Origin of the sequence: Pseudomonas sp. PvP089 (genome assembly GCF_017875165.1) — a bacterium.
GTDB classification, from domain to species: Bacteria; Pseudomonadota; Gammaproteobacteria; order Pseudomonadales; family Pseudomonadaceae; genus Aquipseudomonas; species Aquipseudomonas fortuita.
In genome coordinates this window covers 4,762,762-4,787,027 of the sequence record NZ_JAGGME010000001.1, presented here as the reverse complement: position 1 = coordinate 4,787,027, position 24,266 = coordinate 4,762,762, and the positions used below count along the sequence as shown (strand labels likewise).

Here is a 24,266-nt window from a genome sequence, read left to right as displayed (position 1 = left end):
GATTCCTGGACATGCAAGAATGCATCCGCTCGCCCACGCCTTACTATTGGCCTCGGCATTTTCAATGTCACAAGTCAGCCACGCGGTTACGATTGTCGATGATCAGTTGAACATTGGCCAAGATACGCCTCTTGACAGCTACCGCGTCAACCGGGGGGCGGAACTGGTTGCCGAAGGTGCCACAACCGAAAGGATCGATGTGCGTGCCGGTACGCTTCGGATGACCGACAGCACTGTCACGGGTAATGGCACTGATGCCGTTTCGTTGGTCAATGGGAATGCCATCATCTCTGGCAATTCGAAGGTTGTCAGCGACCGCGTCGGTTTGCGTTTGCAGCGTAGCGATCTCGAGGGGTCCACGGCGACAGTGGTCAACAGCCATGTGGAGGGGGGGCAAGGCGGTGCGCTGCTGTCGGCGAATTCTACCTTGAACCTGGAGGGCAGCACCTTGGTCGGAGATGGCACATCCAGTGCCGCCACGTTGTTTGGCAACGCCGCGCTAAATGCCCAAGGCAGCACCTTGACGGGGGCAGGCAGTGGCTTGGAGATAATCAGTGACAGTGCATTCACGGAACCCGCCAAGGTCACCCTGGTGGGCAGCACAGTGGAGGGCAAGGATGGCTCGGCGATTGTCGTCGGCGACTATCCTGGCAGGCCAGCGAAGGCCGCTGTCCAGGTAGGGCCCGGTTCGAGTCTGGTGGGCAGCAATGGCATCCTGCTGGAGGTGCTGGGCAACTCGGCAGCGACGATGGCTGTCGAGGGCAGTGCGTTGGTCGGCGATGTGAAGGTGGAAGCGGGCTCCAGTGCGAGCATCAGCCTCGACAAAGACGCAAGCCTGACCGGGCGCCTGGAAAACGTCGAGTCATTGTCCGTGGCCAACCGGGCGCGCTGGAATATGGTCGAAGACAGCACCGTTGGCAGCCTGGCCCTGAATGCAGGCTCGGTACGTTTTGGCGAAGCCGATCAGTACCAGCGCCTGACGGTTGGGGAGTTGAGTGGCAATGGCACCTTCATCATGGATGCCGATTTCAGCACCGGGCAAACTGACTTTCTTGAAGTGACCGGCTCTGCCACGGGTGCTCACAGCCTGCTGGTTGGCAGCAGCGGCGCGGATCCGCTGGAGGCAAGCCAGCTTCACCTGGTTCATGCTGGCAGTGGTGATGCACAGTTTTCGCTCCTCAACGGCTCGGTCGACCTTGGCGCGTTCTCCTATGAACTGGCGCAGCGGGGTAACGACTGGTTCCTGGATGGTTCGAGGAAGATCATCAGCCCGGGCACGGCGTCGGTGCTGGCCTTGTTCAACACCGCCCCTACTGTCTGGTATGGCGAACTCACCACGCTGCGTAGCCGTATGGGTGAATTGCGCCAGGATGAAGGCAAGGCGGGTGGCTGGGTCCGGGCATACGGCAACAAATTCAATGTATCGACCACAGCCGGCAGCGGCTATCAACAGGTCCAGCAAGGGTTCTCCATCGGTGCCGATGCCCCGCTGCCGGTGGGTGATGGGCAGTGGCTGGTCGGGGTCATGGCGGGCCATAGCAGTTCGGACCTGAACCTTGATCGCGGGGCTTCGGCCGACGTGAAAAGCTATTACCTGGGGCTTTACAGCACGTGGCTGGATGCCGCGAGCGGGTATTACTTCGACGGTGTCGTCAAACTCAACCGGTTTGACAACTCCTCCGAGGTGACCCTCAGTGATGGCAAGCGTACCAAGGGTGATTACGACAACCTCGGGCTGGGCGTGTCTGCCGAGTTCGGCCGCCATGTCGAACTGGGCAATGGCTATTTCGTCGAGCCCTACACCCAATGGTCGGCCGTCAGTATCGAAGGCAAGGATTACCAGCTGGATAACGGCCTGCGGGCAAATGGCGACGATACCCGCTCGCTGCTGGGCAAAGTCGGCGCTACCGTGGGCCGTACCTACGACCTTGGCCAAGGGCGCTTCGCTCAGCCATACGTGCGCCTGGCATACGCTCATGAGTTCGTCAACAGTAACGACGTCAAAGTCAATGACAACCGTTTCGACAACGACCTGTCCGGCTCACGTGGTGAACTTGGGGCGGGGCTGGCGATATCACTTAACGAGCGGCTGCAACTGCATGCCGATTTCGACTACAGCAATGGTGAACACATTGAACAGCCCTGGGGGGCGAATGTCGGGGTGCGCTACAGCTGGTGAGGCATTAGTACAGGGTAGGCATTGGGCCTACCCTTTTTTTTCGCCATTGAGCCAGGAGACCGCTATGGATAATGCAGACATCGTTCGAGTGAGGGTCGCCAATGCCCTGCCGGCGCCCACCGCCCCCGCTGCTCTGCCGAACATCCCGGGGGGTGTACCGAACCTGATGCCCATCAAGGCATTGGCCGACCCTGTGCGTCTCGAGTTCACGTTGTGGCAGCATTCCAGGCCGACGCCGACGGAACCCGAGTCGGTCGAAATTTTCTGTGAGGGTGTCAAGGTAGGCGACAGGAGATGGACTCAGCCATTACCAGAAAGTGAACGTTTCGTGGAAATCACGCCCGACTGCTTCAGCGAAGGCACGTTGCAGTTTCACTATGTGGGGCATGTCTATAACGCCAGCGAACTGCGTTCAGATGACCTCACACTGACAGTCGACAAGACCCCGCCGGTGCTGGGCGCCAACAATGGGCGTTTGCAGTTTCCCGAACTGGGTGACAGCGACCTGACGGAAGATTTCCTGCTCACCCACGGTAATCGTCTGCTGGCCCTGATGCCTGACTACCAGGGCGCAGCGCCGGGGGATGTCATCATCTATTACTGGGACAGCGAACCGTTTGAAAACAACGAGGTCGACCGTTGGGTGCTCACCCGCGAGGACCTTGCAAAACCTTTGGAGTTTGCCTACACAGGCGAAGTGATCGTTGATCGAGGGGATGGGATGCGTTATGCGCAGTACCTCATCGAGGATCGCGCTGGTAATGCCAGCCAGGTCGCGACGCCATCGGTTCTGGAGGTCGCTGCGCAGCCGGCGCCGCGTGTACTGCCGGCTTTGGAAGTGCCGTTGTTGGGCCAGTCGGCCGAGCTGGAGCTGAGAAAGCTCAACGCCGCGCTTGATGTGAGCATTCCGCAGGCTGCGGTCATAAAACCGGGTGAGGCCTTCGAGTTGCTCTGGGGCGACGAGGAGTGCTTCGGCGCCTGGCGTGAGGAAGGTGTCCCAGGAAAGAACGATTACGCCGTTCCGTTGCGTAATGTGGTGGCCATGGCCAGCAAGCAAGCACAGTTGTACTACCGGGTGCTGGTGGGTGACGAGCCACTGCCTTCAGATACACGCAGTGTCAAAGTGACCCCTACTCCAACGGCCAATATGCCTACGCCACAGCTCGGCGGACGCTCAGGAGGCAACCTGGACGTAGGAGGGTTGACCTCGGATCCTTTGGTCACGCTGGGAACGTGGTTGCACATCAGCGTCGATCAACGGGTATCGCTCCAGGCAGAGGGATTATCCCGCAACGGCCAGGTACTCCACCCTATTCTGGTCAATTACAAGTTGTCTGAAACCGATGTGGCCGAAGGTATCGGTAGCGGCGTGCCAGTGCCTATTCCGCTGTCATACCTCCGCCAGTTGGTTCCCGGCTCACAGCTGGAGGTCACCGCCAAGCTCAGCTACGACAATGGTACAACCTGGCCACTACTGCCCAACTTTGGCAGGCTCTGGATGAACATACTATGAATGGCCGCGTTACTGGACCGCGACGGGCAGAGGCACCGTGATGGCTGGCGTGATCCCGCCGTAATCATTGTACGCATTGAGCGTCAATGAAAGGTCGTCCGACTCCGTGGTGCTGGCAAGCGTGTAGGTTTGGCGCCCGAACGGCGCTACCATTTCGCGCCCTTTGAGCGGTTCTGTCTTGCCCTTGCCCTTGACTTCGAGCATGCCGAACGTGAAGTGGAACGGCGAGGGGTTGTCGACCACCAGGCGCAGTTGGCCCTCGAGGCGCTGCACTGACCACTTCAGGTCTTTGAGGTGGGTTTGCGGGTTGCCTTTGAGCTGGCTCGGCCGGTAAAACAGCTTGATCCGGGTGCGCAAGGCGATGTTGAGGGTATTACGCTCATTGGCCTCGGCCTGGGGGATTTCTTGCAGGTTGAAGAAAAACAGCGACTCGCGATCTTGCGGCAGGTCATTGGGCAGGCGGTTGATCTGTACCGACTGCTCATCGCCCGGTTGTATGCGGAACAGGGCGGGAGAGGCGATCAACGGCACGGCCGTGGTGGTGTCGTCCGTTTCGGTGTTGACCCACGCTTGCGCCGCGTAGGTTTTCGTACTGGGATTGCCGACTGTGACGGAGCTACTGTTCTTGTCGCTTTCGTGGATGATGCGGCTGTTGCTGAGTGTTAGAGCTGCGTGAGCGCTGTTCAGGCAGCCGAGCAACGCGAACAGACAGGCGGCAGAGCGCAGCCGGGGAGAAGTGAATGACATTGTGTAAGCCTGGCGGTTGAGAGCAAGGACCGGGTGCTGGCGCACCCGGCGTGCTGCGTTATGGAAGGTTAACGACGAAATTCACGTTGGCGAGCGCAGACCCTTCCTTGACCGGTGTGCTGATGGCCTCGTAATGGGCGGAGAACAGCATGAGCGTGGGAGCAAGTTCGTCCAGCAGGTACCTCGCCGAGGTTTCTCCCGGGGCGAGGCGGGTATCGGTCTTGTCGCGGATCGAGATGGCGAGATCCGGGGTCGAGGTATCGCCAGCCACGAGTGGGAACAGGTCGTTTGCTGGGCCAACAGGGCTGCCTACGGCATTAAAAGTGACATCCACTTCCGTGCCGCTAGGGATACTGCACTCACTGTTGGGTGTGATCTTGAGGGCAAACTGACGAGGCTCGGTCTTATCGCCGACGTTTTTGAAGTGGCTTGTGTATGGATGGCCCAGTTCAACGCGGGCAGGGACGCCGGAGTCGGGGTCAACCACCTCGATGGGGCATGGGCCCCCATCGGTCACTGCGCCATAGAAATTGATAGTGCCTGTTGCCGGTGCTGCCATGGCGGCAGTGCTGGCGAACGCCAGTGCCAGAGGGATGATGGCTATCTTCATTGATGTGCTTCCTACGCTGTTGGTTGGCGTGCGCCAAACGCACGGCACTTTCTGTATTTATCCAGTGCGCCGTACAGGGTAGGGATGGTGATTGCTTGGGGCTGTAGGTCGAGTCATGCAAACCGATGGGCATTTTCGACAGACCCCTACCACTAGCAGGGGCCCCCGGTCATTGGTTCTGGCTGTTACCTGACAGGCTAAGCAGTTGCTTGTGCTGGTGCCAGTCGAAAGGTTCGCCGCGTTCACCGGCTTCGTAGCGCAGTTCCTCAAGTTGTTGATACAGCGCGAGTTCCTCGTCGGGCATGTAGTGCAGGCAGTCGCCACCGAAGAACCACAACAGGTCGCGTGGCACCAAGTGGGCAATTTGAGGGTAGCGCTGGACTACCTGGCAGAGCAGGTCTTGGCCCAGATACTGGCTTTCCAGCGGGTCTTGCGGCAGCAGGGTGAGCATTTCGTCGAAGCGTTCGAGGAACAGGCCGTGGCTCTCCTGCGGTACCTGCTCGGCTTCACCCAGTGCCACCAGGATAGTGCGCAGGTGGTTCAGCAGTTGCAGGTGGTATTCCAGATGTGGGTTGGCCATAAGGCGGTCCTCGGGGTGTAAAAAACGAGGTTGAAGTATACGCGTGACCGACGAGCAGGGGCACGTACTGATAGTTTTGCCAGTTGTAGGGCTCAGCGAGGCGGGTCTAGTGTTCGCTTACACCTGACCTGGGAGAGCGAGCATGGCGATGGATAACGAACACAACCAATCGTCCTCTGAACTGAATGGGTGGGACGGGCTGATCATGGTCAGCGTAAACCAACTGAACACTGCGTTGGCTAAAGCACACGAGCAAACTGATTCTCAGCCCTTGATGCTTGAAACGATCATTACCCCTGGCCAGACCTGGTTCAGGTCCTACGGCGTAGTGGGGGCTCCTTTGCTTGCTGTGGGTAGCACTGCGGGTTCAGCGGCTTCTGCATCGTTGTCCCGTGTGCTCTCGGAAGCTGTCGAATTGATCATGAGCAAGAATTCGGGTGTGCCCGTCAGAAGCGTCATGCAGGTCAGTAAACCCAGCCGTGACGCGCTATTGCGGGCGGATTTCCTCCTGGCTGAACGTGAGGGCACCTATCGGCCGGACGGGCTAGTGGTGCTTAGCGACGTGCCTGCTGCTGATTACCACCTGATTCGAGATGGCCAGGACGATACGCTTATGGCTGCCAGATATGCGCAGGCGCTGCGTAGTATCAATGATTCCCTCATGAGTTTGGGTAGGCAACAGTACAACTCGCCACTGTTTGCCAATGCTTCGTTCAAACTCACCGTCGTCAAGCCAATTATTTATAGTGAAGAGCTCGTACTGTATTTTTCGTTTTCGCAAGCAATACGCGACACGTTGCGATCTGCTGTACCAACGACTCCAGTTCATCGGGTCGAACACGATAAAAACCACTCATTCATGGTCCAGGTGCGCATGGCCACGAAGCGCGTTCCCGGGGACGCAGAAAGCGAGTGGCTACTGAACCTGCCTTATATCATCTATCCCTATCAGACGCTCAGGGCAGGGCAGTGGCAGCCCATTTCAGAAGAGATCTACCAGATGATCTTCTTGCCAAGGCTGTCTTTACCGGATGCGATCACAGTACGTGCTGAACCGCTGGATGTAATAAAGGACATCAATCCGATCATCACGGTGGTTCAGCGCGGATCGGTGCGTTACCCCATGCAGGTGGCAATGACTCACCCCGCAGGCGTCTCTTTGATAGGAGACGTCCGCGGTACTTTGCAGCGCGAGGCTGGGGTATGGTTCTATAAATCGCCACCCGTCCTGCCAGCATCGAGTGTGACGCCTGACGACGACAGTAAAACCGTACCCTTGGCCGTCTTGAAGGCAGGCGATCTGGTCCCGGTCAATATTGACATCGCACAAATTGATGGCGGTGGGGCGTCAGCTTCCGCCGCTTTTCTTATCTTCAACATGACACCCACTCATTTCTTACGCTTGGGGAAGGTCCAGGGGAAGCTGCAGCTGTCACTGTGTTTCATCAACAAAAACGATGTCGAGGAGGTTGTCGACCCCGCAGATATTGAGTGGACGGTGTTGGCGGGCAACGGCTCGGTTTCTCAAGAGGGCCTGTACACCCCTGGTACGGATTTGCGTGGCTGTTCGGCTATTTTGGCCGTCGAGTCGGATAACCGTAGATGGTACTGGGCGGTCGCCGTGTTGCCGCCGCTAGCTGTCGATCAGTTGGTGGATCTGCAATGAGCCACACCAATGCGCGCCCCCGGCGTTGCCGGGAGCGCGTGAAGTGTGCAGTCAGCGCACTTGGCCTTTGGTTGGTAGCAGCGTTTGTGGGTCGAAGGCATCCACATCGATCACCAGTCTTCGCGCGGCTTCCAACGCTTGCAGCCGCTGGCACTCGCTCTGCTGAAGGATGCCCGCCTCAACTGCCGCGTCGATTGACGATTGCCCATGTCGAGGCTTCACTTTGCCGTCCTTCAGCGCCTGATGCAGTTCCTTGCGCGCGGGCGCTGTTTCATCCAGCAAATCGCTTGCCCGTTGCAGCTGCGCCACCGGGTCGCCTTTGGCCTGCGGCCTGAAGCAGCCCGCCAGCAGCTCTTCCAGCGCCGGATCGCCCTTGCTGCGCCCTATCAGGGCCGCGATCTCGGCATCCAGTTCGTCGCTTGGCCCGGTGTGGCGGCGGCCGAAGGGGAAAACCAGCAGGCGTAGTGCGCAGCCAACGAAACGGTTAGGAAAATTGTCGAGCAGCTGATCAAGAGCTTTTTCCGCCTGGCCCAGGCTTTCTTCCATGGCCCAGCGCAGCAAGGGTTGCATATGCTCGGGTGAGCCCAGGTCGTGATAGCGCTTGAGCGCGGCGCTGGACAGGTACAGGTAGCTGAGCACATCGCCCAGGCGCGCGCTAAGGCGTTCGCGGCGCTTGAGCGCACCGCCCAGCAGCATCATCGACAGGTCAGCCAGCAGGGCGAAGGCGGCGGCCTGACGGTTGAGGGCACGGAAGTAACCTTGGCTCAAGGCATCCCCAGGTACTGGCTCGAAGTGCCCAAGGCCCAGGTTGAACACCAGCGTGCTGGCGGCATTGCCGGCTGCGAACATGATGTGTTTCATCAGCAGGTCGTCGAACGCTATCAGTGCCTGCTCCCGGTCTTCGCGCCCGGCCAAGGCCATTTCCTTCAGCACGAATGGATGGCAGCGGATGGCACCCTGGCCGAAGATCATCAGGTTGCGCGAGAGAATGTTCGCGCCCTCGACCGTGATGAAGATCGGCGCCCCTTGCCAGTTGCGACCCAGGTAATTGTTGGGGCCCATGATGATGCCTTTGCCGCCGTGCACGTCCATGGCGTGCTGAATGCATTCGCGGCCACGTTCGGTAAGGTGGTACTTGAGGATTGCCGACAGCACCGAAGGCTTCTCGCCCAGGTCCACGGCCTTGGCGGTCAGCAGGCGAGCGCTGTCCATCAACCAGGCGTTGCCGCCAATGCGTGCCAGCGATTCCTGGATACCCTCGAAGGCCGCCAGCGGCACGTTGAACTGCTCGCGTATGTTCGCGTACTGGCCAGTGACCAGGCTGGTGTACTTGGCCGCACCAGTGCCGACCGCTGGTAGGGAAATGGAGCGCCCTACCGACAGGCAGTTCATCAGCATCATCCAGCCCTTGCCGAGCATGGCTTGGCCGCCTATCAGCATGTCCAGCGGCACGAACACGTCCTTGCCGCTGTTGGGGCCGTTCATGAAGGCCGCGCCCAGCGGCAGGTGGCGTTTGCCGATCTCGACACCGGGGGTGTCGGTGGGGATCAGGGCCAGGCTGATACCCAGTTCCTCCTGCTCGCCCAGCAAGTGGTCCGGGTCGTAGGCCTTGAATGCCAGGCCCAGCAAGGTCGCGACCGGGCCCAGGGTGATGTAGCGCTTTTCCCAGTTCAGGCGCAGGCCCAGCACTTCTTCGCCGCACCATTGGCCCTTGCAGATGATGCCGGTGTCGGGCATGGCGCCCGCGTCGGACCCGGCCAGGGGGCCGGTGAGTGCGAAGCAGGGGATCTCATCGCCGCGGGCCAGGCGTGGCAGGTAGTGGTTGCGTTGTTCATCGGTGCCGTAATGCAGCAGCAGTTCGGCCGGGCCGAGGGAGTTGGGCACCATGACCGTGGAGGCCAGGTCGCCACTGCGTGTGGCCAGTTTCATCGCAACCTGCGAGTGCGCGTAGGCAGAGAAGCCCTTGCCACCGTATTCCTTGGGAATGATCAGGGCGAAGAAGCCGTTCTCCTTGATATGCTGCCAGGCTTCGGGCGGCAGGTCCAGGTCCTGGCCGATCTGCCAGTCGCTGACCATGGCGCACAGTGCTTCCGTAGGCCCATCGATGAACGCCTGCTCTTCTTCGGTCAGCTTTGGTGCCGGGTAGGCCAGCAGGGTGCGCCAGTCTGGGCGGCCGCTGAACAGTTCACCGTCCCACCAGACCGTGCCAGCATCGATGGCTTCGCGCTCGGTTTGCGACATGGGTGGCAGGGTGCGCTGGAACCAGCGGAACACCGGAGCGGTAAACACTTTGCGCCGCCACTCCGGCAGTGCCACCAAAGCGATCTTCAGGGCCAGCACCACCCAGATCAGGGCCAGTAGCCAGCCAGGGGCACTGCTGAAAATGCCCATCAGCAGCACATAGGCCGCCATGATGCCGAGAATCTGCAAGGGCGCCAGGCGCCGGTGCGTGAGGTACGCCGCGCCGATCACCAGCACTACCAACCACAACAGCAACATAATCGGTCCTCCTTGGAACCAAGGGCTTGAGCCGTCCCAGACAGCTTAGACGCAATGCTGTGAACGGCAGCTTCAGAACAGTGACAGGGTGTGGCGGTGGGAGTTTCAGTTCATTTGTTCGTGAGTGCCGGCCTCTTTGCAGGCATACCCGCTCTCATTGAACAACGTATTGATTGTGGGAGCGGGCTTGCCCCGCGAAGAGGCCGGTACAGGCGGCGAAGGTCTGGAGTAGACTGCACGATCTCCGCATTCATAAGGACGTTGCCATGCTGAAGATCTGGGGCCGCAAGAATTCGAGCAATGTGCGCAAGGCGCTGTGGATCGCCCACGAGTTGGGCCTGGATTTCGAGTCCATCGACGCCGGCGGCGCTTTCGGTGTGGTCAACGAACCGCATTACCGCGCCCTCAACCCCAACGGCCTGGTGCCCATGCTCGAAGATGGCGACCTGGTGCTGTGGGAATCCAATACCATCGTCCGCTACTTGTGCGCCGAATACGGCGCGGAGCAGGGCTGGTACCTGGACGACCCGCGCCAGCGCGCCCTGGCCGACAAGTGGATGGACTGGACAACCTCGTCACTCGCCACCCCGTTCCGCCCGCTGTTCTGGGGCCTGCTGCGCACGCCTGAAGACCAGCGCGACTGGGTGGCGATCAACGCCGCGCACAAGCAATGTGCCCAGTTGCTGGCCATTGCTGACGAAACCCTGGCCAAACAACCTTACCTGTCCGGTGACCAGATCGGCATGGGCGACATCCCACTGGGTAGCTTTGTCTATGCCTGGTTTGAAATGCCCATCGAGCGCCCGGCCATGCGCCACCTCGAAGCCTGGTACCAACGTCTGAAACAGCGCCCGGCCTACCAGGCGGCAGTGATGACTGCACTGACCTGAACCTGCTTCGATAGTCATTATCAATAGATGTGACTGTACTTGTGCGGCATGGCCTTGCACCATGGCCGCACTCACTGCGCCAGTGACTTCGCCTGGCGTGTCCTGAACCATTCTTTATTCGGTACGTGACCCGCTATGAGTTCTGCCCTGTCCATCCGACAGCTGACCAAGACCTACGGTAATGGCTTCCAGGCCCTCAAGGGCATCGACCTGGATGTTGCCGAAGGTGACTTCTTCGCCTTGCTTGGCCCCAACGGCGCCGGCAAATCCACCACCATCGGCATCCTCTCGACCTTGGTCAACAAGACCAGCGGTACGGTCAACGTCTTCGGCCATGACCTGGACCGTGAGCCGGCGGCGCTCAAGCGCTGCCTGGGTGTGGTGCCGCAGGAATTCAACTTCAACCAGTTCGAGAAAACCTTCGACATCGTCGTGACCCAGGCCGGCTACTACGGCATCCCGCCGAAGCTGGCCAAGGAACGCGCCGAGCAGTACCTGACCCAGCTCGGCCTGTGGGACAAACGCGATGTGCAGTCGCGCTCGTTGTCGGGCGGGATGAAGCGCCGGTTGATGATTGCCCGTGCACTGATCCACGAGCCGCGCCTGCTGATCCTCGACGAGCCGACCGCCGGGGTAGACATCGAGTTGCGCCGCTCGATGTGGAGCTTTCTCACCGAGCTCAACCAGAAGGGCATCACCATCATCCTGACTACCCACTACCTGGAAGAAGCCGAGCAGCTGTGCCGTAACATCGGCATCATCGACCACGGCACCATCGTCGAGAACACCAGCATGCGCAAGCTGCTGGGCAAGCTGCATGTCGAGACCTTCGTCCTCGACCTCAGGCAGGACCTGGCCCAGGCGCCGGCCCTGCAGGGCTACCCATGCCGCCTGCTGACGCCGCACACCCTTGAAGTGCAGGTGGACAAGGACATTGGCATTACCGCGCTGTTCGGCCAGCTGGCGCTGCAGAACATCGAGGTGCAGAGCCTGCGCAACAAGACCAACCGACTTGAGGAGCTGTTTGTGTCCCTGGTGGAAAAAAACCTGTCGAAGGTGGCCGTATGAGTGTGGAACTGCGCACCAACTGGGTCGCCCTGAACACCATCGTCTACCGCGAGGTGCGGCGCTTCTTGCGCATCTGGCCGCAAACCTTGCTGCCGCCTGCCATCACCATGGTCCTGTACTTCGTCATCTTCGGTAACCTGATCGGCCGGCAGATCGGCGATATGGGTGGCTTCACCTACATGCAGTACATCGTGCCGGGGCTGATCATGATGTCGGTGATTACCAACTCTTACGGCAACGTGGTGTCGAGCTTCTTCGGCAGCAAGTTCCAGCGCTCGATCGAAGAGCTGATGGTGTCGCCGGTGTCGCCGCACACCATTCTCGTCGGCTATGTGCTGGGGGGCGTGCTGCGCGGCCTGGCGGTCGGTGTGATCGTGACCATCCTGTCGATGTTCTTTACCGACCTGCAGGTGCACCACCTGGGCGTGACCGTGGTCGTGGTGCTGCTGACGGCCACCATCTTCTCGCTGCTGGGGTTCGTCAACGCCGTGTTTGCACGCAACTTCGACGATATCTCGATTATCCCGACCTTTGTGCTGACGCCGCTGACCTACCTGGGCGGGGTGTTCTACTCGATCAACCTGTTACCGCCATTCTGGCAGACCGTATCGCTGGCAAACCCGGTGCTGCACATGGTCAACTCGTTCCGCTACGGCATCCTAGGGGTGTCGGATATCAGCATTGGCACGGCGATCACCTTCATGCTGGTCGCCACCGCTGTGCTCTACGCGTTGTGCATCCGGCTGCTGGTCAGCGGCCGCGGCATGCGTGCATGAGCAACGGAGCTTGCGCCGGCGCCACTGCCGGCCAATCCACCAGCGCCAGTACAGCAGGGTGGTGAAGTAGGCGACGATGCCCAGCACCACCCCGCACACCACCGAACCCAGCAGGAACGGCTGCCACACGGTGGCAAGCTGGTCGGTGATCCACTCGAAGGTCAATTCGTCGGGCAAGGTGCGCGGCGGCACCTGCATCAGCCAGGCGCCGGTCATGTAGGTGACGAAGAACACCGGCGGCATGGTCAGCGGGTTGGTCAGCCACACCAGGCTGACGGCGATCGGCAGGTTGCCGCGTACCGGGATTGCCAGCGCCGCCGCCAGCAGCATCTGCATGGGGATGGGAATCAGCGCCGCGAACAGGCCCACCCCCATGGCCCGCGCCACCGAGTGGCGGTTCAGGTGCCAGAGGTTGGGGTCGTGCAGCAGCTTGCCGAAAAAGCGTAAGGACTTGTGTTCCCGAATGCTGGTCGGGTCCGGCATGTAGCGTTTGAAAAGTCGGCGCGGCATGTAGGCTCCCGGAGCGTTGACCCGGGCAGTATGCCTTTAATCCTGCTCGGCCTCGTTTAGAGTTTGTGACAATTGTTGAGCAAGCGTTGCCGGCAATTGAGCTATGCCTCAGGGGGTGATTTACCTTCTGGAGCTCTACCTCATGCGCACAGGGATGTTTGCGCTCGCGCTCGGGCTGTTGTGCCCGGGCTTTTTCCCCGCATTGCCATCGGTCGGATGGTTGATAACGCTGGCTGCCTGCGCGGCCGTCAGCGTGTTTACCCGCGTTTGGCCATTGGGCTGTTTTGTGCTGGGGCTGTGTTGGGCGTGCTGGTCTGCCCAGCAGGCCCTTGACGATCGCCTGGCTGCCGGCCTGGACGGCCGCACCTTGTGGCTGGAGGGGCGGGTGGTCGGCCTGCCAGCGCGAACTGCGCAGGGGGTGCGCTTCGAGCTGGAGGCGGCACGCTCGCGGCGGGCCGAACTGCCGCAACGGCTGCAACTGAGCTGGTTCGATGGGCCGCCGCTGCGGGCGGGCGAGCAGTGGCGGCTGGCGGTGACCTTGCAGCGCCCGGCCGGGCTGCTCAACCCACATGGGCCCGACCGGGAGGCGCAACTGCTGGCGCGGCGGGTGGGCGCCACCGGTACGGTAAAAGCCGGGCAGCTACTGGCGCCGGTAAGCGGTGGTTGGCGCGATGCGCTGCGTCAGCGCTTGCTGGTGGTCCAAGCCAATGGCCGGCAGGCCGCATTGGTGGCACTGGTGCTGGGTGACGGCGCTGGCCTGGCCCGGGAGGACTGGCAGACGTTGCAGGCCACCGGTACGGTGCACTTGCTGGTTATTTCTGGCCAGCACATCGGCCTCGTGGCCGGTCTGCTGTACGGCCTGGTGGCCGGGCTGGCGCGTTGGGGGCTGTGGCCCGCCCGGTTGCCGTGGCTGCCCTGTGCCTGTGCCCTGGCCATGGCGGCGGCGTTGGCCTACGGCTGGCTGGCCGGTGCGGGTGTACCGGTGCAGCGTGCCTGCCTGATGCTGGCGGTAGTGCTGTTGTGGCGCCTGCGTTTTCGCCACCTCGGCGCAATGCTGCCGCTATTGCTGGCGCTGGTCGCGGTGCTGCTGGTCGAACCCTTGGCGGCGCTGCTGCCTGGGTTCTGGCTGTCGTTTGCCGCAGTGGCCACGCTCATCTACTGCTTCAGCGGCCGTTTGGGCGGTTGGCGGCCCTGGCAGGCCTGGACGCGGGCGCAATGGGTGATCGCCATCGGCTTGCTGCCGGTGTTGCTGGCCACAGGTTTACCGGTGAGTCTGAGTGCGCCGCTGGCCAATCTTGTCGCGGTGCCATGGGTTAGCCTGGCGGTGTTGCCGTTGGCGTTGCTGGGGGCGTTGCTGCTGCCGCTGGGTGGGGTAGGGGAAGCGTTGCTGTGGCTGGCGGGTGGCCTGCTGGATGGGCTGTTCCGGCTGTTGGCGTTGGTGGCGCATCAGCGCCCGGCGTGGCTGGCCCCGGCCTTGCCGTTGTGGGCCTGGCTGCTGGTATTGCTGGGTGCGCTGCTGGTGCTGCTGCCTCGTGGCGTGCCTTTGCGCGGGTTGGGTGGGGTCATGTTGTTGGCACTGTGGGTGCCCAGGGAGCCGGTGCCGCTCGGCCAGGTCGAGGTCTGGCAGCTAGACGTTGGCCAAGGGCTGGCGGTGCTGTTGCGTACCCGGCATTACAACCTGCTGTACGACGCCGGGCCGGCCAGAGGGGAGACCGACCTGGGCGAGCGGGTGGTGCTCCCGACCTTGAGCAAGCTGGGGGTGGGCAGCCTGGACTTGATGGTCATCAGCCATGCGCATGCCGACCATGCGGGCGGTGCTGCGGCCATACAGCGTGGGCTGTCGGTCAGGCGGCTGATCGGTGGGGAAGCGCTGGATGATGTGCCGTTGCAGCCTTGTGCCAGTGGCGAACAATGGAACTGGGATGGCGTGCGCTTTTCGCTATGGCGCTGGGCGGACGGGCAGAGTAGCAATGACCGTTCCTGTGTCTTGCTGGTAGAGGCGCAGGGTGAGCGCTTGCTGCTGGCGGGGGATATGGAAGCTGCGGCCGAACGGGCCTGGCTGGCAGACACAGAAATGCCGCGTATCGACTGGTTGCAGGCACCGCATCATGGCAGCCGCAGTTCGTCCACCGAGGCGTTCATCCGGGCTAGTGCGCCGCGCGGGGTATTGATTTCGCGAGGGCGTAACAACAGCTTCGGGCACCCGCATGTGCAGGTGATGGAGCGTTATCAGCGGCATGGTCTGGCGGTGCATGACACGGCGGTGGAGGGGGCGTTGCGGTTGGTGTTGGGGCGGCATGGGGAGGTTGAGGGGATGAGGGGGCAGCGGCGGTTTTGGCGGGTTCGAGCTGAGTGAGGGGGAGGCAGGCAGGTGCATGCCATGGTATTTTCAGCGCCTGTGAGATCGAGCGCCGCCCGCGCGGCGCTCGATCGCCCAGGCACCACACTTGTAACGGAGTACGCTTCTCAGCCCGGCACGCCAATTCCCTGACCTTCGGCAGATGAGCCCTCGGGCGGTCCTATGGTAGAGTGGCGGCCTTTTTGCGAAGGGGCGTTTACTGTGTGGGAATTGGTCAAGTCCGGTGGTTGGATGATGCTGCCGATCATTCTGAGTTCCATCGCTGCCATGGCTATCGTCGTCGAGCGCCTGTGGACCCTGCGCGCCAGTCGCGTCACCCCGCCGCACCTGCTCGGTCAGGTATGGATGTGGATCAAGGACAAGCAACTGACCAGTGACAAGCTCAAGGCCTTGCGCGCCGATTCGCCATTGGGCGAAATCCTTGCTGCTGGCCTGGCCAACTCGCGTCATGGCCGCGAAATCATGAAAGAGTGCATCGAGGAAGCCGCCTCGCGCGTCATTCACGAACTGGAGCGCTACATCAGCACGCTCGGCACCATCGCCGCCATGGCGCCGCTGCTGGGCCTGCTGGGCACCGTGCTGGGCATGATCGACATCTTCAGCGCCTTCATGGGCTCGCAAATGACCGCCAATGCGGCCGTGCTGGCCGGTGGTATCTCCAAGGCCCTGGTCACCACTGCGGCCGGCCTCATGGTCGGCATCCCGGCAGTGTTCTTCCACCGCTTCCTGCTGCGCCGCATCGATGAGCTGGTGGTGGGCATGGAACAGGAGGCGATCAAGCTGGTGGAAGTGATCCAGGGCGACCGTGAAGTGGAAGTGGCCGGAGGCAAGGCGTGAAGTTCCGGCGCAATCGTCAGCGGGAGAACGTCGACATCAACCTGGCGTCGTTGATCGATGTGGTGTTCGTCCTGCTGCTGTTCTTCGTGGTCACCACTACCTTTACCCGCGAGACACAACTGCGTGTCGAGCTGCCCGAAGCTGCCAGCGCCGAGAAGGCGCCAGCCGACCAGGACAAGCTGGTGGAAATCACCATCAGCGCCGAAGGCGTGTATTCGGTGAACAACCACCTGCTGCCCAAGAGCGACCTGGCCACCTTGAGCGAGGCCATCGAGCGTGAGTCGGGCGGTGACAACACGCTCCCGCTGGCCATCAGCGCCGACGGCAAGACCCCGCACCAGGCTGTGGTCACCGCAATGGATGCCGCCGGCAAGCTCGGTTTCAGCCAGTTGCGCATGACCACCGTCGAGGCGGCACAGGGCACGCCTTGATGCCTTTCGCCGACGGTTTGCTCGCCGCCTGGTACGCCGGGCACCCCGCCCTGGCGCTATTACGCCCGCTGGAGGCGTTGTACCGCCGCGTGGTCACCCGCAAGCGGGCACGTTTTCTCAGTGGCGAAAGTGCCAGTTACCGGGCGCCAGTGCCGGTCATCGTGGTGGGCAACATCACCGTGGGCGGCACCGGCAAGACGCCGATGATCCTCTGGCTGATCGAACACTGCCGCCAACAGGGGCTGAAGGTGGGTGTGGTCAGCCGTGGGTATGGTGCCAAGCCACCACAGCTGCCTTGGCGGGTGCAGGCCGACCAGCCGGCCGAACAGGCGGGCGACGAACCGCTGCTGATCGTGCAGCGCACCGGCGTGCCGCTGATGATCGACCCTGACCGTTCCCGCGCCGTGCAGGCGTTGCTGGCCAGCGAACCGCTCGACCTGATCCTGTGCGACGACGGCATGCAGCACTATCGCCTGGCCCGCGACCTGGAGCTGGTGCTGATCGATGCCGCCCGCGGCCTGGGCAATGGCCGCTGCCTGCCTGCCGGCCCGTTGCGCGAGCCCGTCGAGCGCCTGCAAGGCGCCGACGCGGTGCTGTTCAATGGTGCCAGTGCCGACCGCGCCGATGGTTTTGGCTTCTGCCTGCAACCGTCCGCACTGGTCAACGTGCGCAGCGGCGAACGTCGTACCCTCGACCATTTCCCACCAGGCCAGCGCCTGCACGCGGTGGCCGGTATTGGCAACCCGCAACGTTTCTTCAATACCCTGCTGGGGCTAAACTGGCAGCCGGTGCCGCATCCCTTCGCCGACCATGCGCAGTTCAGCGCCCGGAGCCTGGCTTTCAGCCCGCCGCTGCCGCTGGTGATGACCGAGAAGGATGCGGTGAAATGCCGAGCCTTCGCCGCTGACGACTGGTGGTACCTGGCCGTCGAGGCCCAGCCCACGCCAGCGTTCAGCACCTGGTTCGACAACCAGCTGCAGCGGCTGCTGCGCAAGCCCTGAGCCCGTTTTCAATTTCCGGCCACCTGGCCTAAAGGAAGCCTCCAATGGACACTAAACTGCTCGACATCCTGGCCTGCCCGATCACCAAGGGCCCGCTCAAGCTCAGTGCCGACAAGACCGAGCTGATCAGCAAGGGCGCCGGCCTGGCCTACCCGATCCGCGACGGCATTCCGGTCATGCTGGAAAGCGAGGCGCGCACCCTGACCGACGACGAGCGTCTGGACAAATGAGCCTGGACTTCACCGTGGTGATTCCCGCCCGGTTGCGCTCCACACGGCTCCCAGGCAAGCCGCTGCTGCCGATTGCCGGCAAGCCGATGGTGCAACACGTGTGGGAGCAGGCACGCAAAAGTGCCGCGAGCCGTGTGGTTATCGCCACCGATGACGCCAGTATCTTCGAGGCCTGCCAGGCGTTCGGTGCCGAAGTGCTGATGACCCGCGCCGACCATGAATCGGGCACCGACCGCCTGGCCGAAGTGGCTGTGCACCTGGGCTTGCCGGCTGATGCCATCGTGGTCAACGTGCAGGGCGACGAGCCGCTGATCCCGCCGGTGATCATCGACCAGGTGGCGGCCAACCTGGCTGCGCATCCAGAGGCCGGCATCGCTACTCTGGCCGAGCCGATCCATGAGCCGGAAACCGTGTTCAACCCCAATGCAGTCAAGGTGGTGAGCGACAAGAACGGACTGGCCCTGACTTTCAGCCGTGCGCCGCTGCCGTGGGCCCGCGATGGCTTTGCCAGCGACCGCAATGTGCTGCCCGAAGGCGTGCCGTATCGCCGCCACATCGGCATGTACGCCTACCGCGTCGGCTTTCTGCAGGACTTTGTCGGTTGGGGCCCATGCTGGCTTGAACAGACCGAAGCGCTGGAGCAACTGCGTGCCTTGTGGCACGGCGTGCGCATTCACGTCGAGGACGCCATCGAGGCGCCAGCCGTAGGCGTTGATACCCCTGAAGACCTGGAGCGCGTACGGCGCTTGCTGGAGGCTTGATGCGCGTTTTGTTCGTGTGCCTTGGCAACATCTGCCGCTCGCCCACCGCCGAAGGCGTGCTGCGCCATCAATTGCAGGCCGCCGGGCTTGCCGACCGGGTGCACGTGGCCTCTGCCGGCACCGGCGACTGGCATGTTGGCAAGGCGCCAGACAGCCGCACCTGCAAGGCAGCGCTGGCACGTGGTTACGACCTCTCAGCGCAGCGTGCCCAGCAGGTCAAGGCAGCGCATTTTGCCGAGTACGACCTGGTGCTGGCCATGGACGAGAGCAACCTGCGCGACCTGCGCGCCTTGCGCCCGCCCACTGCAGCGGGCGAACTCGACCTGTTCCTGCGCCGCTATGGCTCAGTGCTGGATGAAGTACCTGACCCTTACTACGGTGGCGCCGATGGCTTCGAGCAGGTGCTCGACCTGGTCGAGGCGGCGTGCCAGGCACTGGTGCTGGAAATCAAGGGCCGCCTATGACAGTGCAGTGGCAGGAGCAGGTTTCGCTCAAACCCTTTAACACCTTCGGCATCGACGTGAAGGCGCGTTTTTTCAGCCAGGCCCAGGATGATCAGCAGGTGCGACAGGCGCTGTGCCAGGCGCAGCAGCGAGGTCTGCCGGTGCTGGTGATCGGCGGCGGCAGCAACCTGCTGCTGACCCGCGATGTCGATGCACTGGTGCTGCACATGGCCAGCCGTGGCTGCCGCGTGCTCAGTGACGATGGCGAACACATCGTGGTCGAGGCCGAGGCCGGTGAGCCGTGGCACCCGTTCGTGCAGTGGACACTGGCGCAGGGCTATTGCGGGCTGGAAAACCTCAGCCTGATCCCCGGTACGGTGGGCGCCGCGCCGATGCAGAACGTGGGCGCCTACGGGGTGGAGATCAAGGACGTGTTTGCCGGCCTGACGGCCCTGGACCGTGAGACTGGCGAACTGCATGACTTTGGTTTGGCAGAATGTGCCTTCGGTTATCGCGACAGCCTGTTCAAGCGCAACCCCGGGCGCTGGTTGATCCTGCGCGTGCGTTTTGCCTTGAGCCGCACCCTGCAGGCCCACCTGGACTATGGTCCGGTGCGTCAGCGCCTTGCGGAGCAGGGTGTAGCCGAACCGACCGCGCAGGCGATCAGTAATGCCATTTGCAGCATTCGCCGCGAAAAGCTGCCAGACCCGGTGGAGCTCGGCAATGCCGGGAGTTTTTTCAAGAACCCGGTGGTGTCTGCGGAGCAAGTCGAGCGTATTCGTGCGAAACACCCGGCAGTGGTGGCTTATCCCCAGGCCGATGGTCAGGCGAAGCTGGCGGCGGGCTGGCTGATCGAGCAGGCGGGGTGGAAGGGCCATCGTGATGGCGATGCGGGCGTGCATCGCTTGCAGTCGCTGGTGCTGGTGAACTACGGCCAGGCGAGCGGGGCGCAGATGCATGCGCTGGCGCGGCAGATCCAGGCGGATATCCTGGAGCGGTTCGGGGTGGAGCTGGAGATGGAGCCTAACCTTTACTGAGGCGGTGCAGATGCCGCTCCTACAAATGCGGCAGCCAGCATTGACATTAAGCGTCAAGCCAAGAAAAAGCCCCGCCAGTTTGCACTGGCGGGGCTTTTTCATTCAGCCTTGGCTATCAACCGTGATGAGGCTTGTGCTCATCGGCGGCTTCCAGGGCGGGTTCCTGGGAGGCTGCAGCAGCTTCCTGGGCTGCTTTGGCAGCGGCCTCGGCCTCACGCTTGCGGCGGCGCACTTCACGCGGGTCGTTCGGCGCGCGGCCGTTGGCCAGCATGACAGTGGCAGGTTCTGCCTCAACCGGGGCTTCGACTTGCGCAGGCTCGACCACCACAGGGGCAGGCTCGGCCACCACTTCTGGCTGGGCTTCGACAACCGGTGCAGGCTGCTCGGCAGCTGGAGCGGTGTCAGTCACGGCCGGAGCCTGTTCGATTTCACCCGCTTCGACGGCAGGCGCTTCAACAGGTGCCTCTGCGATGATCGCAGGCTCGGCTGCAGGTGCTTCGTCAACCACTGGCTGCGGAGCAACTTCGACCACTGGCTCGGCAGTGACCTCGGCCACGATTACCGGCTGGCTGACAGGCTGCTCGACCACTGGGGCCACGGCAACTTCTTCAGCCTTGGCGACGGCCTCGACCTGCTCGACCTTTTCAGCTTGCTCGGCCGGCTGGGCGGCCTCGCGGTTGTCGGCCTCTGCAGCGGTAGCGACTTCGGCGGTGGCACGTTCGGCCTGCTGGTTGGCCTGGGCTTCGGCGTCGGCGCTGATGTTGCTGCTGGCAACAGTGGCAGTCACGGCGAGGCCGGCGGCCAGTTCGGCACCCAGCTCGGTGGCCTTGTGCTGTTGTGGCTGCTCTTCGCTGCCTTCGTCCTCTTCGCCACCGTCGATCAGCTCGCCATTGGCGTTGCGCTGGCGCTCACGACGGTTACTGCGACGACGCTGACCACGGGAGCGGCGGCGCGGGCGCTCGCCATCGGTGCCTTCCTGTTCGTCTTGCAGCAACTCTTCGTTCGGCAGTTGCTCTTCGGCCAGTTCGGCAGCCTGCTCGGCCGCTTCTTCCGCTACACGTGGCTGGCGCTCTTCGCGCGGTGGGCGCGGGGCACGTTCTTCGCGAGGTGCGCGTTCTTCACGCGGAGCACGTTCTTCACGTGGGGCGCGATCTTCACGAGGTGCGCGCTCTTCACGCGGGGCACGTTCTTCGCGAGGTGCGCGCTCTTCACGCGGGGCACGTTCTTCGCGAGGTGCGCGCTCTTCACGTGGAGCACGTTCTTCACGGGCTACACGCTCTTCACGTGGCTGACGCTCTTCGCGTTCGGCTGGCGGGGTGGCATCCAGCGGCTCGCGCAGCTCGCGTACGCGTTCTTCGCCACGGTTGCTGCGGCGGTCTTCGCGCGGCTGGCGTGGGGCGCGTTCTTCGCGCGGTGCACGCTCTTCGCGTGGGGCGCGATCTTCACGTGGTGCACGTTCTTCGCGTGGGGCGCGATCTTCACGTGGTGCACGTTCTTCGCGTGGTGCACGCTCCTCACGTGGCTGGCGTTCTTCGCGCGGGGCGCGCTCGGCACGTTCTTCACGCGGCTTGCGCTCTTCGTCACGGCGGCCGTTGCGGTTGCGGCTCTGCTGACGGCCGTTGCGGCGCTCTTCGTTGCGCGGGCTGCGCTCGGCAGCCGGTTTCTCGGCGACGACCGGGGCAGCAGCAGGTTCTTCCTTGCCGGCGAACAGGCTGACCAGCGACTTCACCAGGCCTTTGAACAGGCTTGGCTCTGGGGCGCTCGGGGCTGGGGCAGCCGGGGCGACAGCCTGTGGCTCTTCAGCAGCCGGTACTGGCGCACTGGTGCGGGCCGGTGCGGTCTTGACCGCCGCTTCCTGGCGAACCAGGGTGCGGGTGGCGGTCTGCTGCGGTGCCTCTTCGGTCTCGGTGGCGGCGATCTCGTAGCTGGACTGGTTGTTCAGCACTTCCGGGTTGTCGTCGCGCAGGCGCTGGACTTCGAAGTGCGGGGTTTCCAGGTGATCGTTCGGCAGGATGATGATGCGTGCGCGGGTGCGCAGTTCGATCTTGGTGATCGAGTTACGTTTCTCGTTGAGCAGGAATGCGGCCACCGGGATCGGCACTTGTGCGCGTACTTCGGCGGTGCGGTCCTTCAGGGCTTCTTCTTCGATCAGGCGCAGGATGGCCAGCGACAGCGATTCGACGTCACGGATGATGCCTGTGCCGGAGCAGCGTGGGCAGACGATGCCGCTGCTTTCGCCCAGCGATGGGCGCAGGCGCTGACGGGACATTTCCAGCAGGCCGAAGCGCGAAATGCGGCCGACCTGAACACGGGCACGGTCTGCCTCCAGGCACTCGCGTACGCGCTCTTCCACGGCACGCTGGTTTTTCGCCGGGGTCATGTCGATGAAGTCGATGACGATCAGGCCGCCAATGTCACGCAGGCGCAGCTGGCGGGCGATTTCCTCGGCCGCTTCCAGGTTGGTCTGCAGGGCGGTTTCTTCGATGTCGCTGCCTTTGGTGGCCCGCGCCGAGTTGATGTCGATGGACACCAGGGCTTCGGTCGGGTCGATCACGATCGAACCACCGGACGGCAGGTCGACCACGCGCTGGAAGGCGGTTTCGATCTGGCTTTCGATCTGGAAGCGGTTGAACAGCGGTACGCTGTCTTCGTACAGCTTCACCTTGCTGGCGTACTGCGGCATTACCTGGCGGATGAAGGTCAGGGCTTCTTCCTGGGCATCGATGCTGTCGATAAGCACTTCGCCGATGTCCTGGCGCAGATAGTCGCGGATAGCGCGGATGATGACGTTGCTTTCCTGATAAATCAGGAATGGCGCAGCGCGGTCCAGGGACGCTTCCTTGATGGCAGTCCACAGCTGCAGCAGGTAGTCGAGGTCCCACTGCATTTCTTCGCTGCTGCGGCCAAGGCCGGCAGTGCGCACGATAAGGCCCATGTCGCCCGGCACGGTCAGGCCGTTCAGGGCTTCGCGCAGTTCGTTGCGCTCTTCGCCTTCGATGCGGCGGGAGATGCCGCCGGCACGTGGGTTGTTGGGCATCAGCACCAGGTAACGACCTGCCAGGCTGATGAAGGTGGTGAGGGCTGCGCCTTTGTTGCCGCGCTCTTCCTTCTCGACCTGGACGATGACTTCCTGGCCTTCGCTGAGCACTTCCTTGATGTTCACCCGGCCTTCGGGGGCTTTCTTGAAGTATTCGCGGGAGATTTCTTTCAGCGGCAGGAAGCCGTGACGTTCGGAACCGAAGTCGACGAAGGCGGCTTCGAGGCTGGGTTCGATGCGGGTGATCTTGCCTTTGTAGATGTTGGCCTTTTTCTGCTCGCGCGCACCAGACTCGATGTCCAGGTCGTAGAGGCGTTGGCCATCCACCAGGGCTACACGCAACTCTTCGGGTTGAGTTGCGTTAATCAGCATTCTTTTCATGTTGTACCGTCGGTTTCCGGGCTGCCGGAAACGGCGTTCGGCACACACGACTTCTCATGGTCGGTGCCAAGGTGCGCAAAGGGTGGCCGGGCCACCCCCGTGTCGAGCGACGTTCGGCACCAGCCAGTTGCCCAGCCTGCCGTTGTCGCGACGACGCGTCCTGTTTGCTGCGGTGCCAACAAGGCCCCGGTGGCTTCGAATGGAGATCGAATCAACCAAGCGGGCCTTGTGCACTCAGTCAGGAGGAGGAATCAACCTTCAGCCGTGGACGCCCGGGGGCATCTGTTCAGGACCTTATCCGCTCGCCAGCCGTCAGTGGGCTGGTGGCCGGACGCGGTGCTACACGGTCCGAGGGCTGTGCATCTCCACCCTGCACGTATCCCTGATAATTCGGGTGCTGCCGCGCGCTGAATCCGCAACGGGTTGCATTTTTCGCCACTGCAGGTACTGCACTGGCGCCATTCATATCCAAGGCAGGTATTTCCGAAGCATTCGCCGTGCGTTGCGTGGAAGCGACGGGGCGGGCAGAGGGGCTGCGAAAAGAATCGGGTAAGCAGGTGAAACACCGCGCTTGTCGTTTTTTTTCGGTCTTCTCTACACGGCGCTGGTGGCGATTCCAGGCAATTCGGTAAACTGGCGAACACCCCGTAGGACGGCCTCGCGTCCTGGAGAATTGCGTTGGTCAGGGCCGGCTGAAAGCCTGTTGCCGCT

The 24,266-nt window shown here is 62.5% G+C and carries 20 protein-coding genes; 14 read left to right on the top strand and 6 right to left on the bottom strand.

The window, feature by feature from the left end; genetic code table 11:
* The first annotated feature begins 64 nt into the window (after positions 1–64).
* Both J3A71_RS21855 and J3A71_RS21850 read left to right on the top strand, forming a co-directional pair.
* Positions 65–2,179, top strand: coding sequence for an autotransporter outer membrane beta-barrel domain-containing protein (locus J3A71_RS21855; protein WP_209953256.1), 2,115 nt, complete (start codon positions 65–67; stop codon positions 2,177–2,179).
* Positions 2,180–2,243: 64 nt separating this feature from the next.
* The gene (locus J3A71_RS21850) at positions 2,244–3,692 is read left to right on the top strand and encodes a hypothetical protein (protein WP_209953254.1); all 1,449 of its coding nucleotides are present in this window, start codon (positions 2,244–2,246) and stop codon (positions 3,690–3,692) included.
* Positions 3,693–3,701: 9 nt separating this feature from the next.
* Here J3A71_RS21850 and J3A71_RS21845 read toward each other — a convergent pair whose 3' ends face one another.
* From J3A71_RS21845 to J3A71_RS21835, 3 genes are all read right to left on the bottom strand, one after another.
* Positions 3,702–4,484, bottom strand: coding sequence for a molecular chaperone (locus J3A71_RS21845; RefSeq protein WP_232895308.1), 783 nt, complete (start codon positions 4,482–4,484; stop codon positions 3,702–3,704).
* A 13-nt stretch (positions 4,485–4,497) separates the two neighbouring features.
* Entirely contained in the window at positions 4,498–5,049 is a 552-nt protein-coding gene (locus J3A71_RS21840; protein ID WP_060518426.1) for a fimbrial protein, read from the bottom strand.
* Positions 5,050–5,218: 169 nt separating this feature from the next.
* Positions 5,219–5,629 (bottom strand): PA2817 family protein, encoded by a 411-nt coding sequence (locus J3A71_RS21835; protein WP_016485468.1) that lies wholly within the window; start codon positions 5,627–5,629, stop codon positions 5,219–5,221.
* A 142-nt stretch (positions 5,630–5,771) separates the two neighbouring features.
* Here J3A71_RS21835 and J3A71_RS21830 point away from each other — a divergent pair, with 142 nt between their 5' ends.
* A complete protein-coding gene (locus J3A71_RS21830; RefSeq protein WP_209953252.1) occupies positions 5,772–7,295 on the top strand; it encodes a hypothetical protein in 1,524 nt (507 codons plus the stop codon).
* Between the two features lie 51 nt (positions 7,296–7,346).
* Here the strand turns inward: J3A71_RS21830 and J3A71_RS21825 are convergent, their stop codons facing one another.
* On the bottom strand, positions 7,347–9,794 hold the full coding sequence (locus J3A71_RS21825) for an acyl-CoA dehydrogenase (RefSeq protein WP_209953249.1): 2,448 nt from the start codon (positions 9,792–9,794) through the stop codon (positions 7,347–7,349).
* A 266-nt stretch (positions 9,795–10,060) separates the two neighbouring features.
* On the opposite strand from J3A71_RS21825, the gene J3A71_RS21820 reads away from it, so the two are divergent.
* The 3 genes from J3A71_RS21820 (at position 10,061) to J3A71_RS21810 (ending at position 12,528) form a co-directional block, all read left to right on the top strand.
* Positions 10,061–10,684, top strand: coding sequence for a glutathione S-transferase (locus J3A71_RS21820; RefSeq protein ID WP_023049045.1), 624 nt, complete (start codon positions 10,061–10,063; stop codon positions 10,682–10,684).
* A 135-nt stretch (positions 10,685–10,819) separates the two neighbouring features.
* Positions 10,820–11,752, top strand: coding sequence for an ABC transporter ATP-binding protein (locus tag J3A71_RS21815; RefSeq protein WP_016485471.1), 933 nt, complete (start codon positions 10,820–10,822; stop codon positions 11,750–11,752).
* Positions 11,749–12,528, top strand: coding sequence for an ABC transporter permease (locus tag J3A71_RS21810; RefSeq protein WP_016485472.1), 780 nt, complete (start codon positions 11,749–11,751; stop codon positions 12,526–12,528). Before J3A71_RS21815 ends, J3A71_RS21810 begins: the two co-directional genes overlap by 4 nt.
* On the opposite strand, the gene J3A71_RS21805 is transcribed toward J3A71_RS21810, so the two are convergent.
* Entirely contained in the window at positions 12,412–13,038 is a 627-nt protein-coding gene (locus J3A71_RS21805; protein ID WP_156343168.1) for a DUF2062 domain-containing protein, read from the bottom strand. The genes J3A71_RS21810 and J3A71_RS21805 overlap by 117 nt on opposite strands.
* Positions 13,039–13,180: 142 nt before the next feature.
* On the opposite strand from J3A71_RS21805, the gene J3A71_RS21800 reads away from it, so the two are divergent.
* The 8 genes from J3A71_RS21800 to murB all read left to right on the top strand — a co-directional run bounded on the left by J3A71_RS21800 (position 13,181) and on the right by murB (position 20,137).
* Positions 13,181–15,394: a DNA internalization-related competence protein ComEC/Rec2 gene (locus J3A71_RS21800; RefSeq protein WP_209953247.1), complete on the top strand. Its 2,214-nt coding sequence runs from the start codon at positions 13,181–13,183 to the stop codon at positions 15,392–15,394.
* A gap of 204 nt (positions 15,395–15,598) precedes the next feature.
* Positions 15,599–16,234, top strand: a complete 636-nt coding sequence (locus tag J3A71_RS21795) for a MotA/TolQ/ExbB proton channel family protein (RefSeq protein WP_016391244.1) — start codon at positions 15,599–15,601, stop codon at positions 16,232–16,234.
* Entirely contained in the window at positions 16,231–16,665 is a 435-nt protein-coding gene (locus tag J3A71_RS21790; protein ID WP_016485476.1) for a biopolymer transporter ExbD, read from the top strand. The genes J3A71_RS21795 and J3A71_RS21790 overlap by 4 nt, the downstream gene beginning before the upstream one ends.
* Positions 16,665–17,666 (top strand): tetraacyldisaccharide 4'-kinase, encoded by a 1,002-nt coding sequence (gene lpxK, locus J3A71_RS21785; protein WP_016485477.1) that lies wholly within the window; start codon positions 16,665–16,667, stop codon positions 17,664–17,666. Before J3A71_RS21790 ends, lpxK begins: the two co-directional genes overlap by 1 nt.
* 44 nt (positions 17,667–17,710) lie before the next feature.
* Positions 17,711–17,896, top strand: coding sequence for a Trm112 family protein (locus J3A71_RS21780; RefSeq protein ID WP_003247142.1), 186 nt, complete (start codon positions 17,711–17,713; stop codon positions 17,894–17,896).
* Positions 17,893–18,657 carry a 3-deoxy-manno-octulosonate cytidylyltransferase gene (gene kdsB, locus J3A71_RS21775; RefSeq protein WP_016485478.1) on the top strand — a complete coding sequence of 255 codons (765 nt, stop codon included), beginning with the start codon at positions 17,893–17,895 and terminating at the stop codon, positions 18,655–18,657. The genes J3A71_RS21780 and kdsB overlap by 4 nt, the downstream gene beginning before the upstream one ends.
* The gene (locus J3A71_RS21770) at positions 18,657–19,121 is read left to right on the top strand and encodes a low molecular weight protein-tyrosine-phosphatase (protein ID WP_023048424.1); all 465 of its coding nucleotides are present in this window, start codon (positions 18,657–18,659) and stop codon (positions 19,119–19,121) included. The genes kdsB and J3A71_RS21770 overlap by 1 nt, the downstream gene beginning before the upstream one ends.
* A complete protein-coding gene (gene murB, locus J3A71_RS21765) occupies positions 19,118–20,137 on the top strand; it encodes a UDP-N-acetylmuramate dehydrogenase (RefSeq protein WP_016485479.1) in 1,020 nt (339 codons plus the stop codon). The genes J3A71_RS21770 and murB overlap by 4 nt, the downstream gene beginning before the upstream one ends.
* A gap of 115 nt (positions 20,138–20,252) precedes the next feature.
* Here murB and rne read toward each other — a convergent pair whose 3' ends face one another.
* Positions 20,253–23,555: a ribonuclease E gene (rne, locus tag J3A71_RS21760; RefSeq protein ID WP_016485480.1), complete on the bottom strand. Its 3,303-nt coding sequence runs from the start codon at positions 23,553–23,555 to the stop codon at positions 20,253–20,255.
* Positions 23,556–24,266 lie beyond the last annotated feature (711 nt).

Bases quoted from the DNA above. Each gene is read 5' to 3' on its own strand.
- J3A71_RS21855 (WP_209953256.1), top strand. From the start codon at position 65: ATGTCACAAGTCAGCCACGCGGTTACGATTGTCGATGATCAGTTGAAC.
- J3A71_RS21850 (WP_209953254.1), top strand. From the start codon at position 2,244: ATGGATAATGCAGACATCGTTCGAGTGAGGGTCGCCAATGCCCTGCCG.
- J3A71_RS21840 (WP_060518426.1), bottom strand. From the start codon at position 5,049: ATGAAGATAGCCATCATCCCTCTGGCACTGGCGTTCGCCAGCACTGCC.
- J3A71_RS21835 (WP_016485468.1), bottom strand. From the start codon at position 5,629: ATGGCCAACCCACATCTGGAATACCACCTGCAACTGCTGAACCACCTG.
- J3A71_RS21830 (WP_209953252.1), top strand. From the start codon at position 5,772: ATGGCGATGGATAACGAACACAACCAATCGTCCTCTGAACTGAATGGG.
- J3A71_RS21825 (WP_209953249.1), bottom strand. From the start codon at position 9,794: ATGTTGCTGTTGTGGTTGGTAGTGCTGGTGATCGGCGCGGCGTACCTC.
- J3A71_RS21820 (WP_023049045.1), top strand. From the start codon at position 10,061: ATGCTGAAGATCTGGGGCCGCAAGAATTCGAGCAATGTGCGCAAGGCG.
- J3A71_RS21815 (WP_016485471.1), top strand. From the start codon at position 10,820: ATGAGTTCTGCCCTGTCCATCCGACAGCTGACCAAGACCTACGGTAAT.
- J3A71_RS21810 (WP_016485472.1), top strand. From the start codon at position 11,749: ATGAGTGTGGAACTGCGCACCAACTGGGTCGCCCTGAACACCATCGTC.
- J3A71_RS21805 (WP_156343168.1), bottom strand. From the start codon at position 13,038: ATGCCGCGCCGACTTTTCAAACGCTACATGCCGGACCCGACCAGCATT.
- J3A71_RS21800 (WP_209953247.1), top strand. From the start codon at position 13,181: ATGCGCACAGGGATGTTTGCGCTCGCGCTCGGGCTGTTGTGCCCGGGC.
- lpxK (WP_016485477.1), top strand. From the start codon at position 16,665: ATGCCTTTCGCCGACGGTTTGCTCGCCGCCTGGTACGCCGGGCACCCC.
- J3A71_RS21780 (WP_003247142.1), top strand. From the start codon at position 17,711: ATGGACACTAAACTGCTCGACATCCTGGCCTGCCCGATCACCAAGGGC.
- kdsB (WP_016485478.1), top strand. From the start codon at position 17,893: ATGAGCCTGGACTTCACCGTGGTGATTCCCGCCCGGTTGCGCTCCACA.
- J3A71_RS21770 (WP_023048424.1), top strand. From the start codon at position 18,657: ATGCGCGTTTTGTTCGTGTGCCTTGGCAACATCTGCCGCTCGCCCACC.
- murB (WP_016485479.1), top strand. From the start codon at position 19,118: ATGACAGTGCAGTGGCAGGAGCAGGTTTCGCTCAAACCCTTTAACACC.
- rne (WP_016485480.1), bottom strand. From the start codon at position 23,555: ATGAAAAGAATGCTGATTAACGCAACTCAACCCGAAGAGTTGCGTGTA.